9 protein-coding genes are annotated in these 15,377 nt (G+C 67.1%); 1 reads left to right on the forward strand and 8 read right to left on the reverse strand.

Annotation, left to right across the window (positions count from 1 at the left end):
• Positions 1 to 7 precede the first annotated feature (7 nt).
• From C3942_RS22595 to C3942_RS03130, 4 genes are all read right to left on the reverse strand, one after another.
• Positions 8 to 2,647, reverse strand: a complete 2,640-nt coding sequence (locus C3942_RS22595; protein ID WP_243393499.1) for a DUF1302 domain-containing protein — start codon at positions 2,645 to 2,647, stop codon at positions 8 to 10.
• 209 nt (positions 2,648 to 2,856) lie between these two features.
• Positions 2,857 to 3,297, reverse strand: a complete 441-nt coding sequence (locus C3942_RS03120) for a helix-turn-helix transcriptional regulator (RefSeq protein ID WP_104228854.1) — start codon at positions 3,295 to 3,297, stop codon at positions 2,857 to 2,859.
• A 70-nt stretch (positions 3,298 to 3,367) separates the two neighbouring features.
• Positions 3,368 to 5,413: a rubber dioxygenase RoxB gene (gene roxB, locus C3942_RS03125; protein WP_133164221.1), complete on the reverse strand. Its 2,046-nt coding sequence runs from the start codon at positions 5,411 to 5,413 to the stop codon at positions 3,368 to 3,370.
• Between the two features lie 19 nt (positions 5,414 to 5,432).
• Positions 5,433 to 7,814 carry a c-type cytochrome gene (locus tag C3942_RS03130; RefSeq protein ID WP_104228856.1) on the reverse strand — a complete coding sequence of 794 codons (2,382 nt, stop codon included), beginning with the start codon at positions 7,812 to 7,814 and terminating at the stop codon, positions 5,433 to 5,435.
• A gap of 106 nt (positions 7,815 to 7,920) precedes the next feature.
• Here C3942_RS03130 and C3942_RS03135 point away from each other — a divergent pair, with 106 nt between their 5' ends.
• Entirely contained in the window at positions 7,921 to 8,580 is a 660-nt protein-coding gene (locus tag C3942_RS03135) for a TetR/AcrR family transcriptional regulator (protein ID WP_104228857.1), read from the forward strand.
• A gap of 64 nt (positions 8,581 to 8,644) precedes the next feature.
• Here C3942_RS03135 and C3942_RS03140 read toward each other — a convergent pair whose 3' ends face one another.
• From C3942_RS03140 to C3942_RS03155, 4 genes are all read right to left on the reverse strand, one after another.
• Positions 8,645 to 11,752: an efflux RND transporter permease subunit gene (locus C3942_RS03140; protein WP_104228858.1), complete on the reverse strand. Its 3,108-nt coding sequence runs from the start codon at positions 11,750 to 11,752 to the stop codon at positions 8,645 to 8,647.
• Between the two features lie 203 nt (positions 11,753 to 11,955).
• Positions 11,956 to 13,125 carry an efflux RND transporter periplasmic adaptor subunit gene (locus C3942_RS03145; RefSeq protein WP_104228859.1) on the reverse strand — a complete coding sequence of 390 codons (1,170 nt, stop codon included), beginning with the start codon at positions 13,123 to 13,125 and terminating at the stop codon, positions 11,956 to 11,958.
• A gap of 27 nt (positions 13,126 to 13,152) precedes the next feature.
• Entirely contained in the window at positions 13,153 to 14,493 is a 1,341-nt protein-coding gene (locus tag C3942_RS03150) for a TolC family outer membrane protein (RefSeq protein WP_104228860.1), read from the reverse strand.
• The gene (locus tag C3942_RS03155; RefSeq protein WP_104228861.1) at positions 14,474 to 15,199 is read right to left on the reverse strand and encodes a TetR/AcrR family transcriptional regulator; all 726 of its coding nucleotides are present in this window, start codon (positions 15,197 to 15,199) and stop codon (positions 14,474 to 14,476) included. Before C3942_RS03155 ends, C3942_RS03150 begins: the two co-directional genes overlap by 20 nt.
• Positions 15,200 to 15,377: the final 178 nt, after the last annotated feature.

The following is a 15,377-nucleotide window of genomic DNA, read 5'->3' on the forward strand; positions in this document are numbered from 1 at the left end:
CCCCCTGCTAGAACTGCACCTTGAAGAAGGCCTGCAGGTTGTCGCGGTCGCGGTTCAGGTTGTAGGAACCGCCGCCGGTGAACCAGGTGTAGCCCAGGCTGACCGAGAAGCTGGACTTGTAGCGTGTCTCGATCATCAGGTTGGCGGTCTTGCGGCCTTCCACGAAGTTGCCGACCAGTCCCGGCGCCGTTCCCTTCACGTCATGCTTCCAGATGATGAAGGGGCGCACGCTGATGCCGGGCAGCACCGACTCGTAGCTGATCTGGCTGATCAGTACGTAGCCCCAGGAGAATTTGTCGGCGTAGCCATCGCGGTCCTGCTGGTGCGGATTGAAGCGCAGGCCGTCCGGACCGTAGGAGCAGGCCTCGTTGGTGGAGCAGGCCTGCCGCGAACGGTCCGCGCCCGAGCCGTCGGCACCGGCGCTGGCATGCAGATAGGTGCCGGGTGCTTCCAGCTGCAGCACGTCGTAGTCCGGCATGTCCGGCACCCAGGTGGCGCCGGTTTCGAACAGCAGGATCACCTGGTCGGCGCCGATCGGGTTCTGCGTGGCGCCGGCCACGTAGGTGCCTCCAAGGTTGAACTGGTAGCTGTCGAACTTCTCCCAGCCGCGGATGTAGCTGTTGCCCGGATTGGTGCCGACCACGCCGCCGCGGTACGGGATGATGAACGACGGGAAGGAACGGCCCGAGCCGACCATGTGGCCGATCACCAGGTCGTAGGAATCCTTGAAGGCGCCGGGCGTGCCGTTGGCATCGACCACGAAGTCGCTGCCCGGATAGAGGCAGGTATTGGTTCCCGGCACCGTGATGATGCCTCCGGCCACCTGGGAGCAGGACGCCGGATCGCGATAGGTGCCGATACCGCCGAGCAGGTCGTAGATGTCAAGGCCGGGCGGCAAGGCCAGGGACGGCAGGGCCAGCAGGCCGCTGACCAGGCCGGACACCAGGCTTCCGACCGGCTCCGGCAGCAGGCCCGTGGCCAGGCCCGTGAGGTCGCCGCTGCCGTTGCAGCCCGCGGTGGGGAGGTGGCAGTTGGACAGCGTCGGCCCGAAGCCGGCGAAGGCCAGGTCCTCCACGTCCACCTGCATCGGCATGTCGGGGCGGTAGGCCACCTCGCCCTGCAGCGAGAATTCGCCGGCCGTGGTATTGAACGACAGGCCGAACATCTTGATGTCTTCCGGGTACTCGAGCTGTACGCGCAGCGTGTCGAAGTTGGTGGCGTCGTCGGTCGAGCCTTCCGGATCGTTGGGCGACAGCAGCGCGTGACCCAGCGGCTGGTCGAAGCAGGCCAGCAGGTAGGCCACCGTGCTGGTGGTGTTCTTGCCGCAGCCCTGGGTCACCGAGTACATGCTCAGGTAGGGATTGCGGGCATGGGTGTTGGTGAAATAGACGCCCAGCTCGGTGCCGTCGTTGAGCCACTCGGCGTAATACTTCAGCGCGATGCCGTACTGGCCGCCGCCGTCCGGCTCCTTGTCCCTCAGGCGGAAGCCGGTGGACGCGGTGTTGGTGACGCCCGACAGGGGGTTGTCGAGCAGGAAGCCCAGGCCCTGCGGGTCCTCGGCCGAGTAGCCGAAGCTGAGATTGATGTTGTCCACGGCGTTGTAGCTGCCGATGTCCAGGAAGGAGTAGAACGATCCCGGCGCGGGTGCCTCGGTGGCCAGCCACTCGTACTGGTAGAAGCCTTCCAGCGTGGCGTTGTCGAAGGGTTCCATCGACAGGAACACCATGCCCACCGGCTGGAACACTTCCTCGATCTGCGCGCCGACGCGGAAGAAGTTGTTGGCGTTGACCGGGTTGACCGTGTTGATGGAATCGAACACCAGGGCGGTGGACTCACCCCAGTTGACGTTCTGCCGGCCGATCTTGAAGGTCAGGTTCTTGTCGCCCCACAGCGGCAACTGGCCGTAGAAGTAGGCATCCAGCAACTGCAGGTCGGCGCCGATCTGGCGCAGGGTTTCGCCGTCGGAGCGCTGGTTGCGCACCACGCCGCCCGGACCGTAGACGATGCCGCAGGGCGTCAGCGGGTTGTTGTCCGGATCGCGCGAGCCGCAGGGGCGCGAGTCGCTGCGCACGCCCAGCGTCGGCAGCGGCAGCGGCACCAGTTCCGTGCCGACGGTCGAGACGTTGCCCACCTCGTTGAGGTTCTCCGAGGTGATGCGGTTGGGGTGGTATTCGGTAAAGTCGTTGTTGACGAAGTCGTAGAAGTACAGGCCCTTCACGAAGATGCCGAAGTCTCCCATCGACAGCGTCAGGTCCTGCGTGACCTTCAGCGGCGCCTGTGCCAGGTCGCCCTTGTCGTAGTTCCAGTTGCCGTCGTCGGCGTTCATCGTGTATTGGCCCGGCACCTCGCCGAGGCGCTCCGCCGGGAAAGTCTGCGTGCGGAAGAGACCCTGGCAGCCCTGGTAGTAGGTCTTGCCGTCGAGGCGGCCGCAGGCCTGGGGGTCGATGTTGCTCTTGCCCAGCAGGTCGGACGAACGCTTCTGCGTGCGCACCGCGGCACCGGCCGTGATCGTGGTGTTGAGCACGCCCTCGATCGTCTGCTCGCCGAAACCCGGCATCTCGAAACTGAGCGCCTGTACTGCCGAAGCCGCGCCCCCGAGAACCAGCGCCAGCGCGATGCGCGCCCAGCCATGCCGCCTTGCCTGCATGTGGAGTCTCCCCTCCGAACGAACCGGTCCTGCCCTGCGATGGCGGCGGCCGGTAATTGATGTTTTGCAGCCTTGTATCAGTCCCCGCACGACGCCGAATCGTTCGCCGCGCGGCTCCTGGTTGCGCCACCCCGCCGCCCCGTAAGGCCGCTGGCGGCGGATCATTCTTCTATTTGACATCTGTCAAGATAATCACTTGCCGGCTCCTGTCAATTCAGGCCGGCACGAATGGCCTCGAATGAATCAGACGGGCCCGCATGCTGTCCGCCCATCGAAGGTGTCGGGGCGGGACTCCAGCCGCGCAGTGCCTCGGTGCGCCGGTAGGCGCCGGGTGCATGACCCGACCAGCGGCGGAAGGCGCGCGAGAAGTTCGCCGGGCTGCTGTAGCCCAGGCGCAGCGCAATCTGCTCCACCGTCAGATCGGACTGCTCGAGCAGCTGCGCGGACTCGCGGAAACGCACGCCGTCCAGCAGCTGGCGGAAGCGCACGCCATGGGCGCGCAGGCGCCGCTTGAGGGTGCGCGGCGACATGCACAGGCAGGCCGCCATGCGCGCAAGGCTGGGGTAGCCCTCGCCGGCTTCGCGAAGCCGGCCGCTCACCAGGGCCGGCAGGTCGTCTGTCATCAGGGGGCGGCGGGAAAGGATCGTCATCTGGAAGGTCCGTTAAAAGAGGGCGCCTCGGTAACGGACGGCGCCCATTTGCGACGAAGAATCGGCAGGTTCACAGGGTCTTGAGGTACTCGATCAGCGCGCGGCGCTCCGTATCGGTCAGCACCCGCGTGAAGTCGTGGCCCTGGTTGCCCTGGCTGTAGAGATGGGTGTTGTAGATCTTGCGGTTCTCGATGTCCTGCTGGTTCATGCGCAGGCCCTCGAAGCGAGGCAGGTTCCAGAGCAGGCCGATCTGCTCGTACAGCAGATTGATGGCGTTCTGCGCCGTGGAGGGGCGCTCCTCCTCTCCCGGGCTGCAGACCCGGTAGGGGCTGGTGCCGTCGTCGCCGCAGCGCAGCGCCTCGTACTTCCAGCCGAGCCTGGCGCTGTCGTAGGCCCGCTCGAAGTTCGTGTCGTAGCCCATCACCACCAGGCCCTTCTGGTCCTCGCGTGCCGGCGTGGACACACGCCGCCAGATGTCCGGCCGCTCGCTGTCCGGGTCCAGCACGCCCCAGATGTTGGGGACCGAGGCATTGTGCAGGTAGGGCGCCGCGGCCCAGGTTCCCCACAGCGGCGGGGCCAGCAGCACCGGCGTCTTGTTGTCCGTCTCGCCGTAGGCACCGCTGCCGCAGTAGAGGAAGTTCTGCTTCTTGGTGGCCTCGGGGAAGTCGCCGTCGATGCTGCGCAGGCTCTGCATGGCGTCGGCATAGACCGGATCGGTGCGCACTACCGACATCGGCACCACGTAGGCGGCCAGCCCGCCCAGCTCCGGCGTCTCCAGGTAGGCCGGGTCGTGGATGAAGCGCGGCGAGTAGGCGCCATGGCAGCTGGCGCAGGAGCCGTTGCCCTCGGCCGGACGCGGTGCCGGGTTGTCCAGGCCGCGGCCCCACAGGTCCTTGGCGTGGAACAGGATGGCGCCGGCTTCGGCCAGCTTCGTATCGATCGCGCCCGGGTAGCGTGGCGGCGCCTGCGTCTCCGCCCAGACCTGGAAGGGTCCGGAATGCGCGTCGTTCCAGGCCAGCGCCTCGTCGTCACGGCCGCTCAGGCTGGCTGCCAGGTCGTAGTACGCGGCCAGGTCGATGCGCGAAGAGTCGGTGGGCAGGATCGCGCCATGGAACTTCTGCGCGCGGTAGGCGAGGTTCCACCAGGGCGGGCTCTTGATGTTGCCGATGGCCTGGCTGAACAGGATCTTGGGATTCAGCAGCAGCTGCGGGTCACCGCGGCTGAACAGCACGAAGGCCAGCTGGAAGAAGTCGATGGCGCCGCTGCCGCGATTGGTCGAGATGGTGATCAGGTTGATGGCGCTGTTGAGCGAGAAGCCGCCGCTGGCCTGGCCCAGGTCGTATCCGCCCACCGCGAAATCGCCGATGCTGCCGGCGCCGGCCAGCTGCGGGCCGAGGTCCGCCCCGCCCTTGTCGCTGTCGATCTGGCCGTTGTGGCAGGCCACGCAGACCTTGGTGCCGATCTTGCCCGTCCAGGTACCATCGGCCTTGCGGATCTGCGTATAGGCCAGGGGCAACTGGCCGGAGCCGCCGTCGGTCTGGTTCGGATCCTCGCCCGGCAGCGGATACGGGTTGCGGTAGGGCGACAGCGGCGAGCCGTGGCGCTGCGCCACCAGTTCGTCGAAATTGTCCGGCCGGCCCGGCAGCCCCCAGACCTCCCAGAGCCGGTTGTAGGCTTCGGCCTCGACGCCGGCGGGGTCCTGCTGGCCGCCGGCGAAGCTCAGCGGCGTGCCGGGCTCGCCCTGCCCGTGCGCGACGAAGCGGCCGAGCTCCGCCTGCCGGCGCAGTTCCCCGCAGGTCTTCGGGCGCGCGACGGCGTTGCCGCAGTCGCGCCAGTACGCGTTGAAGGCCACGGCCTTGCCCTGGTTGACGCCAGGCACCAGCAGCTCGCGCGGGTCGCGCGGCAGTGCCGCGGCATCGTCCTTGTCCTTGCAGAAGTTCGCCCAGGCATTTCCCCCGCGGGCCCCGCCGAGCAGCGGGTACTGTTCCTGCGGGGTCTGCGTTTCGCCGCTGTTCTGCGGCACCGGCGCCACCGTCGTATCGCTGCGGCCGCAGCCCGACAGCAAGGCTGCCGACAGCAGCAAGCCGCAGCCCAGCTTTCCGATCATCGTCGTCATGTCCATCTTGCTCCAGGGACTACAGCGTTTTCAGGTACTCGATCAGCGCGCGGCGCTCTGTGTCGGTCAGCACCGCCGTGAAGTCGTGACCCTCGTTGCCCTGGCTGAAGAGATTGCTGTTGTAGATCTTGCGATCCTCGATCTGCTGCGGCGTGAACTGCAGCAGCGAGGTGACATTGCCGATGTTCCAGGCCGCCAGCAGGTTGCCGTAGAGCGCGTTGATCAATGCCCGCACCAGGGGATCCTCGTCCGGGTTCGCCGGATTGCAGTCGAGGAAGGGAACGGTGCCGGCGCCGCAGGCCATGACGTCGTACTTCCAGCCGAGCTTCGCGGCGTCGTAGGCACGACCGATATCCGTGTCGAAGCCCATCACCACCTTGCCGTCCTGGTCGGGACGCGGCGGCGTGGAGACCCGGCGCCACAGGCGCGGGCGCTCGGACGGCTTCAGCAGGGTCCAGGCATCGGGCACCGAGCCGTTGTGCAGGTACGGAGCAGTGGCCCAGACGCCGTACAGCGGCGGCGCGAGATAGCCGATCTCGCGGTCGTCGCCACGCGTGTCGGCGCGGGTCTGTGCTCCGCAATCCTTCTGCGGACCGGCGTCGGCCGTCTCGGGATAGCCGATGGAGGTGCGCGACAGGGCCTGCGACACACCCTCGTTGTCGGTCATGGCGCGGGCGAAGTCGGTGCGGATCACCGCCTTGGGCGCCACGTAGCTGGCGACGCCTTCCAGCGCCGGGTCGGCGAGATAAGCCTTGTCATGCACGAAGCGCGGCGAATAGGCACCGTGGCAGCTGGCGCAGGAACCGTTGCCGCCGGCCGGACGCTGCGCGGGATTTTCCAGGCCCTCGGCCCAGAGGTTCTTGCTGTGGAACAGGATGGCGCCCTGCTCCGCTAGCGCCGTGTCGACCGGCAGCGGATAGGCCGGCGCCTTGCGCGCCAGCACCCAGTGGTCGGCATCCTGCGCATGCTCGCTGACGAACGCCGCCGAGTCACCGCCACCCAGCGGCGTGAAGAAGGCCAGGTCCACGCGTACCGCATCGGCCGGGAAGGAGCCGTTCCAGAACTTCAGCGGACGATGGCCCATGTTCCACCACGCCGGATTGTCGCCAGAGGCGTTGGATCCCGAGCGCAGCGTGTCGAGCAGCGACAGGTCGGGCCGCACGCCGCCCAGAGCGGCGATGTTGAAGAAGGCCGCGTTGTTGGTGCCGCGCTGCGTGCTGAACAGCGCGAAGGCCGAGATGGCAGGCGCGCCGGTCAGGCCCAGGTCGCGGGCAATGACCGAGACGTCGCCGTTGGGATTGCCCGAGCCGTAGGCCAGGCCCAGTCCAGGGCCGTCCGCCGGCGTGCCGATCTGGCCACTGTGGCAGCCGTGGCAGTTCAGGCCGATGCGGCCGGTCCAGCGGCCGTCAGCCGTACGAGTCTGCGTGAGGCTGGCGGGCAACTGGCCGCTGCCGCCATCCACCGCCGGGTCGTTGGGGTCTTCGCCCGGCAGCGGATAGGGATTGCGCTCCGGCGTGCGCGGCAGGCCGAAACGCTCCGCCACCAGGTCGTCGAAGTTGTCGGGACGCTCGCTCAGGCCCCAGATGCGCCAGAGCTTGTTGTAGCCGTCGGCGGTGGTCGAGAACAGTCCGCCCTCGCCGGTGGCCGCGAAGAAGTTGCCCGCGCCGACCCGCCCCAGGCCCTCCATCAGGATCGCGCCGCGGTCATGGCTGGCGCGCAGTTCGCCGCAGGTCTTCGGGTGCGGGCGCTCGTTCACCTTCTCCGGCTCGGCGTGGCAGTCTTTCCACCAGGCGTTGTAGTAGACCGCCTTGCCGTCATTGAACCCGGGCTGCACCAGCGAGCGCGGGTCCGCGGGCAGTGCGGCCTCGTCGTCCTTGCCCTCGCAGAAGTCGAACCAGCGATGCCCGCCGCGGGAGCTTCCCAGCAGCGGCAGCAGTTCGCCCACGTCGATGCCGCCCCCGAGGCTGCAGGTCGAGGGATCCCCGAAGCACTTCAGCAGGATTTCCATGTTCCGGTACGGCGCGCTGTCCACGGGCCAAGGGGCGCCGCCGGTATGCGGCGTCTCCTGCCCGGAAGCCATCAGCAGGATGCGCGAGGTGGGGTTGTTGCCGCCCAGGCGCTCCCAGTTGGCCCGCAGATCCTGCATGTCCTGGGATTTGCCCGCGGACAGCATGAAGTCGCGGCCGTCCTCCACGTCGGCCACGCCGCCAGGGACATGACAGCTGCGGCAAAAGTCGAGGTTGGGCTGCACGCGGCTGCCGAAGTGTTCGTCCAGGCTGCGCGCCCCGCCCTCGCCGCCGGCGCCGACGGGGCTGCTGCGACTGGGCGCGCAGGCGGACAGCAGCGCGGTACAAAGGACGCCTGCCAGCAGCAGGCCTGATCGGGATATGCCGTGGTTCATGCTGTCTCCTCCAACAGTCCATGACCTGGGTTTGTTATGACTTTTGTCAATATATTCCAATATTGACATTTGTCAATTAGATGAGCGGCCACTATGCTTCGCCCTCATGAACGACGCCCTGGACCCCTCGGCCGTAGCGCGGCAGCCCACGCAGCGGCGCGCGAAGGACCGCTTCGACCGCATCCTGCAGGCGGCCGAGACGCTGCTGACCGAGCAGGGGCTCTCGGGCTTCTCGATCCCGGCCCTGGCCGAGCGCCTGGGCTACACGCGCGGCAGCGTCTACGCCTACTTCCCCACGCCCTACGCGATCCTCAACGAGCTGGTGGGGCGCTACCTGGTGGAACTGGAGGCGGTGTTCTTCTCCCGCGCCGAGGAGCTGCGCAACCTGGGCTGGCGCGACGGCACCGCCGCGGTGGTCGACCATGCGGTCGCCTTCCACAATGCCCACCCCGCGGCACGCCTGCTGATCCTGGGCGGTGCCGTCACCGACGACAGCTACCGCGCGCAGGAGCGGACCAACCAGCGCCTGGGTGAACTGGGACGCATGGTCTGGTACCAGGGCGGCCTGCTGCCCGAAGGTCCGCCGGACCTGACGACCCTGGCCGCGGACATCGGCACCGCCTGCTTCCGCCGCTCGTTCTTCGAGCACGGCGAGATCACGCCGGCCTACCGCGACGCCGCGGTGGCGGCGATGGCCGGCTTCCTGGGGCCCTACATGGAGGCGGCGGTGAAGCCGGCCGCCCGGGCGCGCCGCAAGGCCGGCTGAGCCCGGACGACGGGCAAAAAAAGGCCCGCTTGCGCGGGCCGAATGGGCTGAGAGCGGAAAAAAATCAGTGATTGAGCTGCGGCTGCGCCGCCGGCGCATGCGATTTCGACAGGTCGTGGCCCAGGTACAGGTACATGGCCGGCACCACGTACAGCGTGAACAGCGTGCCGATCGACATGCCCGCGGCGATCACCAGGCCCATCGAGAAGCGGGCGGCGGTGCCGGGGCCCGAGGACAGCAGCAGCGGCACCATGCCGATCACCAGGGCCGCGGTGGTCATCAGCACCGGGCGCAGTCGCACCGACGTCGCTTCCTCGATCGCCTCGCGCTTGTTCAGGCCCTGCTCCTGCAGCTTGTTGGCGAACTCCACGATCAGGATGCCGTGCTTGGAGATCACGCCGATCAGGGTGATCAGGCCGACCTGCGTGTAGATGTTCAGCGTCATGCCGGGCAAGGCCGTCAGCTGCATGCCGTTGGTAATGCCGAAGATGTTCAGCACCAGCAAGGCACCGCAGATGGCCATCGGCACCGTCACCAGGATCACCAGCGGGTCGCGGAAGGACTCGAACTGGGCCGCCAGCACCAGGTAGATGATGATCAACGCGAAGGCGAAGGTCACCAGCAGCGCCGAGCCTTCCGTCTTGAACTGGCGCGAAGGACCGGCGTAGTCGACCTGGAAGCCGGCCGGCATCACCTCGGCGGAGATGTCCTCCAGGATCTTCAGGGCCTCGCCCTGGGTCACGTCGGGACGCGGCACCGCGACGATGGTGTTGGAGTTGAGCTGCTGGGCATGTTCGATCGAGCGCGGCACGATGCGGGAGCTGATCTTCACCAGCGTCGAGATCGGGATCAGCTCGCCGTTGGAGGCGCGCGTGTAGTAGCCCTCGAGCTGCGCCGGGTTGAGGCGCTCGCCGCGTTCCACCTGCTGGATCACCTTGTAGGACCGGGCGTCGTAGGAGAAGCGGTTGACCTCGCCGCCGGCCAGCAGGGCCGACAGGTCGCCCGACAGCTGCGCCATGTCCACGCCCAGCAGCGCCGCCTTGTCGCGGTCGATCTCGATCACCGCCTCGGGGCGGTCGACGCGCAGGCGCGGCGCGGCGTAGAAGAACTTCTTGGTCGCCATGGTACGCTGGATGATCTCGTCGCCGATGCGTGCCATGGTGATGGGGTCGGTGGTGGACTTGAGCACGAACTCCACCGGATAGCCCTGGCCCGGCGTCGGCAGCGGCGGCGGCTGGATGCCCGCCCAGCGGATGCCGCTGACCTTTTCCATGTCGGGCTGCAGTTCCGCCAGGATGTTCTTGGTGGAAGTCTGGCGCTCGGTCCAGGGCTTCATCACCATGCCCATGAAGGCCTGGTTGGTGTCGATCACGAAGGTGAAGATGTGATCCAGCTCCGGATGCTTCAGCGCGACCTTCTGCACCGCCGCGAAGTACTCGTCCATGTACTCCTGGGTAGCGTAGCCGTCGGTCTCGCTGATGGAGAAGGCGAAGCCCAGGTCCTCCTCCGGCGCCAGCTCGGCGGCCGTGGAACGGAACAGCGCGATGCAGGACGCGAACATCAGCGCGCCGAACACCATGATCACCAGGCGCGTTTCCAGCGCGCTGTGCAGGCGCCGCTTGAAGGCGTTGCGCCACTGTTCGAACTTCGTGTCGAGCCAGGTCGCCAGGCGGTTCTCCTCGGCCCCCTCGCCATGGGTGGGCTTGAGGATACGTGCACACATCATCGGCGTGAGAGTCAGCGCGATGACGCCCGACACCAGTACGCTGCCCGCCAGCGTGAAGGCGAACTCCGTGAACAGCTTGCCGGTGATGCCGCCCAGGAAGGCGATCGGCGCGTACACCGCCATCAGCGTGATGGTCATGGAGATGACCGGGCCGACCAGCTCGCGCGCGCCCTTGATGGAGGCGTCGAAGGGCTTCATGCCCTCTTCGATGTGGCGGTGGATGTTCTCCATCACGATGATGGCGTCGTCCACCACCATGCCGATTGCCAGCACCATCGCCAGCAGCGTCAGCAGGTTGATGGTGAAGCCCATGATCAGCATGATGAACAGGCCGCCCACCAGCGACAGCGGCACGGTGATCGCCGGGATCAGCGAGTTGCGCATCGACCCCAGGAACAGGAAGATCACCACGATGACGATCAGCACGGCCTCGATCAGGGTCTTGACCACCTCGTTGATCGCTTCCTTGATGTAGATCGTCGAGTCGTAGCCGATCTCCGCCTTGAGGCCCTCCGGCAGCGCCTTGAGCATGGACGGCCACATGTCGTTGACCGCCTTGGTCACGTCGAGCACGTTGCCGTCAGGGCGGATCTTGATCGCCACGAACAGCGCCGGGTCGCCGTCCCAGCCGGCGCCGCCCTCATAGGTCTCGGAGCCGAGGATGACGTTGGCGACGTCGCCCAGGCGCACTACGGTATTGCCGTCGGACTTGACCACCAGCTGCCGGAATTCGTCGGTGGTGCGCAGGTCGGTCTGCGCCGAGAGGCCGATCTTGACGAAGTTGCCCTTGGTCTCGCCCACCGCCGACAGCACGTTCTGCTGGCGGATGCGGGAGAAGACCTCCCCCGCGGTGAGGTTGTGCGCCGCCAGGCGGTCGGGCTTGAGCCAGATGCGCATGGCGTAGGTGCGCGCACCCTGCAGTTCGGCGCGCTCGATGCCCGGGATAGCGGCCAGCTGCGGCTCCACCACGCGGGTCAGGTAGTCGGTGATCTGGCTCTTGTCCAGCACCAGGGACGAATAGGTCAGGTACATCGCCGCGGTGCCGCCGCCCTCGGCCACCGTGATGATCGGGTCCTCGGAGCCCTCTGGCATCTGGCTGCGCAGTTTGGCGACCTTGGCCGAGATGTCGGTCATCGCCTCGGCCGGGCTCTTGTCCATGCGCAGGTTGGCGGTGATGGTGCTCAGGCCCTGCGCGCTGGTGGACGTCAGGAAGTCGATGCCGTCCGCCGTGGCGATCTCGCGCTCCAGCGGCGTGGTGATGAAGCCTTCCACCAGGGCCGGATCGGCACCCGGATAGGCCACCGTGACCAGCAGCTGCGCGTTCTGCAGGAAGGGGTACTCGCGCACGGTCAGGTTGAAGAAGGCGCGCACGCCCAGCAGCAGGATGACCAGGCTGATGACCGTCGCCAGGACCGGCCGCTTGATGAAGATGTCGGTGAAGTTCATGTGTCGCACCTGCTTCTGGGTTCGCCGGCGTTCGGGGGAACGGCAGCTACAGCTTGTACTGCTCGTACTGCTTTGCAGCCTCTACAGGCCGGGCCTGTCACGGTCATCGCCAGCCACGGCAAGACACTCCCCGCCCGGTCATCCGGGCCAGGCCCGAAACCGCCGGGCGGATGCCCAGCGGGCATCCGCCGGCTCCGGCGGTTTCAGCCCTCCGCCGGCTTCGGCGTCAGGGTGTTCTTCAGCTCGCCTTCCTGGGTGATGATCACCGGCTGCTGGTTGCGCAGCTTCAGCAGGCCGGAGGTCGCCACCTGTTCGCCTTCCTTGATGCCGTCGATCACGGCCACGAAGTCGCCGCGGGCGTCTCCGACCTTGATGAAGCGCTGCGCCACCTCGAAGTCGACCTGCGGCGCCGGCGGCATGCCCGGCATGGGCTCCGGCTTGGGCGCATTGGGATCGACCTTCTTCTTCTGCACCACGAAAACCGAGGTGCCGTAGGAGTCGTAGTTGATCGCGGTACGCGGGATCGCCAGGATCTCGCGCGAACCCGGCAGTTCCAGGCGCACGCGGCCGAACTGGCCCGCGCGCAACTGGTGGTCCGGGTTCGGCAGGCGGGCGCGCAGCTTGAAGTTGCGGGTGGCCTCGTCGATCTTCGGCTCCACCGCCAGGATCTGGCCGGCGAACTCCAGCTCCGGATAGGCCTCGACCCTGACCGCCACCTTGAAGCCCGGCTTCACCGAGGCGATGTACTGCTCCGGCAGGGTCAGGTCGATGTCGATCGGGTCCAGCGACTGCAGGTTGACGATCGGCGAGCCCGGATTGATGAACTGGCCGACGTTGACGCGGCGGATGCCCAGTTCGCCGGCGAAGGGGGCACGGATTTCCTTCTGCGCCAGCTTGGCGCCCTGCGCCTCGACGGCGGCCTTGGCGGCATTGGCCTCGCTGACCGCGGCGTCGTAGTCGGACTTGGAGATCGCCTCGAGCTTGTAGAGCTTCTCGCGGCGGGCGCGGTTGAGCTCGGCCAGTTCGGCCTGGGCCTGCAGGCGCTTGTATTCGCCGCGCTCGTTGGCGGCGTCCAGCGTCACCAGGCGGTCGCCCTTCTGCACGCGCTGGCCCGACTCGAAGTGGATCGCGGTGACGATGCCGCCGGCCTCGGTGGTGACGTCGGTGCCGTTGACCGGCACGAAGCTGCCGATGGCCTCGAGACGGTTGTCCCAGCTCATCTTCTTCACCGCGCCGGCCGTGATCGTCGCCGCCGGGACCGGCATGGCGTCAACGTACTTGTTCATCATTACGTTGCCCATGTACTTCATGCCGAACACACCGCCGAAGACGACGGTGACCAGCACCAGCATGATGATCATTCTCTTGGTCATAACAGGTCCTTCAGGGCAATCCGTGTCTTACTGCGCTTGGGGGGACAGCAATTGGTCGATCTGGGCGAAGTCCCGCTCGGTCAGGCTGCCGGCGGCCTGCTTGAGCTGCAGCAGGTTCAGCAGCAGCGAGTAGCGGGTGGAGTCGTAGTTGAGGCGCGCCTGCACCGTGCGCGACTGCGCATCGAGCACGTCGGTGATGGTGCGGGTGCCGGCCTCGTAGCCGGCGCGCGTCGCCTTCTCCGCCGCCTGGGCCGAGATCAGCGCCTTGTGGTAGGCCTCGGTCTCGGCATAGGCCGTCTGCACCTGGTTGAAGAGCTGGCGCGTCTGGCGCTCGGTCTCCAGCGTGGTGCGGCTGAGTTCGGCGGCGGCGAAGCGCTCCTTGGCGGCGGCCTGGCGCTTGGCGGCGCTGACGGCGCCGCCGGCGTACAGCGGCACGGTCAGCTCCACGCCGACGCGCGAGTCGTCCATCCTCTGGCCAAAATCGAACTCGCTGTCGTCGCTGCGCGCCACCTTGCCCACCAGGTCCAGCGACGGCGCCGCCTCGGCCACGCGGCTGCGGCGGTCGGCACCGGCGATCACCAGGTTCTGCCGTGCCTGCAGGATGCCCGGGTTGTGATCGCGCGCCGCCTTGACCCAATCGTCCACCTGGGCCGGCTGCAGCGGCGGGAACACGGTGTTCTCCCCGATCTGCGGCAGGTCGACGCGGCCATTGCCGGTCACCTCGTCCAGTGCATCGCGGGCGTTCTCCAGCGAGCGCCGCGCCGACAGCAGGCGCGCCTGCGCCAGGTCGTCGCGCGCCTGGGCTTCCTTGAGATCGGTACCCGGCACCAGCTCCACCTCGTAGCGCTTGCGCGTATCCTCCAGCGATTCGCGCACCGCCTCGGCCTCGGCCCCGGCCTGGGACACGGCGTCCTGGGCATTGAGCACGCCGAAATAGCGCTCCGCCACGCGCAGCAGCAGCTTCTGGCGGCGATCCACCACGGAGATGTCGCTCAGTTCATCCAGCGCGCTGGCGCGATCGCCGCGGGCGAACCAGTCCAGGCGGAACAGCGGCTGGCGGGCCGAGAGGGCAGCCGACCAGGACGGATAGGGATCGTCGGCGCTGCCGAACACACCCTTGGCATCGGTGCGCGCGTACTCGTACTTGCCGCTGGCCGAAACCACCGGCCGCAGGGTGGCGCGCTCCAGTTCGCTGGCCTCGCGGTCGGCCTCGTACTGGGCCAGGGAACTCGCGATCGCCGGGTCGTGCTGCACGGCACGCTGGTAGGCATCGCCGAGCGTCATCGCCGAGGCAGGGGCGGCAGCGCCGCCGAGCATGCCGATCAGCAGCAGGGCCAGCGGCCGCGTCTTATTCGCTGCACAGGTCATCGAACACCTCGTTGCAAATTCTCTTGATCAGCGCGTCCAGGGCCGCGCCGTCGCTGACGTCCACCAGCGGATGCCAGCCGTAGCCATTGAGCATGACCTGCGTATGTCGGCACATCAGCCGGTAAGGGTCGCGCACGTTGAAATCCTCAAGCACGCCCTCGGCATGGACCAGGTTGTGCGTCCCCGCCGACAGCGCCCAAAGCCCGGTGCAGATCTCCTCGGCCGACATGTCTCGGAGCTCCAGCTCACCGGCCGCGACCGCGTCATTGACGATGCCCACCACCACGTCGGCGATCGGGTCGCTGGCGGCGAGCATGGCCTGCCGCCGCTCGGGGGATGCCGCCTTCCACACCACCTCGGTGAAGACGTACTGCCCGAGCCGGAAGAAATCCGGGTTGCGGCGCACGAAGATCATGTCGGCCACCGCGATCGCGACCATGCGGTCGCGCGGGCTCGCCTTCCATTGCGTCGCGCGCTGGAACATCGATACGTGCTTTTCGGTATCCACCGCGGCCAGGGCCAGCAGCAGGTCTTCCTTGGAGGCGAAATGCTTGTAGAGGGTTCCGACCGCGTACTCGCTCTTTTCGGCGATGCGCGACATCTGCAGGTTCAGCAGCCCCTCGTCGCGGATCAGGTCGCGCGCACAGTCGAGGAAGACCTTTTCCCGGTCCTCGAACTCACGCTGGCGACGTTCCTTGGTACCCATGCGAGACCGGAGAGGCAGTAAGAATGTAATGCGATTATGTGCCGTGAATCTTATTCACGAATTGTGTCAAATACAAGAAGTGATCGAATTTTACTAATGTCAGGACACAAGATTGCGATCAAGCCATTGTTTTAAATGGCCTTCCCTGAAATCAGGACAATCGGTGAATTGACTTGGC

Source organism: Solimonas fluminis, from assembly GCF_002930645.1.
GTDB classification, from domain to species: Bacteria; Pseudomonadota; Gammaproteobacteria; order Nevskiales; family Nevskiaceae; genus Solimonas_A; species Solimonas_A fluminis.

What these genes read in the sequence shown, in the direction of transcription:
- C3942_RS22595 (WP_243393499.1), bottom strand. Translation starts at nt 2,647, where the DNA reads ATGCAGGCAAGGCGGCATGGCTGGGCGCGCATCGCGCTGGCGCTGGTT.
- C3942_RS03120 (WP_104228854.1), bottom strand. Translation starts at nt 3,297, where the DNA reads ATGACGATCCTTTCCCGCCGCCCCCTGATGACAGACGACCTGCCGGCC.
- roxB (WP_133164221.1), bottom strand. Translation starts at nt 5,413, where the DNA reads ATGACGACGATGATCGGAAAGCTGGGCTGCGGCTTGCTGCTGTCGGCA.
- C3942_RS03130 (WP_104228856.1), bottom strand. Translation starts at nt 7,814, where the DNA reads ATGAACCACGGCATATCCCGATCAGGCCTGCTGCTGGCAGGCGTCCTT.
- C3942_RS03135 (WP_104228857.1), top strand. Translation starts at nt 7,921, where the DNA reads ATGAACGACGCCCTGGACCCCTCGGCCGTAGCGCGGCAGCCCACGCAG.
- C3942_RS03140 (WP_104228858.1), bottom strand. Translation starts at nt 11,752, where the DNA reads ATGAACTTCACCGACATCTTCATCAAGCGGCCGGTCCTGGCGACGGTC.
- C3942_RS03145 (WP_104228859.1), bottom strand. Translation starts at nt 13,125, where the DNA reads ATGACCAAGAGAATGATCATCATGCTGGTGCTGGTCACCGTCGTCTTC.
- C3942_RS03150 (WP_104228860.1), bottom strand. Translation starts at nt 14,493, where the DNA reads ATGACCTGTGCAGCGAATAAGACGCGGCCGCTGGCCCTGCTGCTGATC.
- C3942_RS03155 (WP_104228861.1), bottom strand. Translation starts at nt 15,199, where the DNA reads ATGGGTACCAAGGAACGTCGCCAGCGTGAGTTCGAGGACCGGGAAAAG.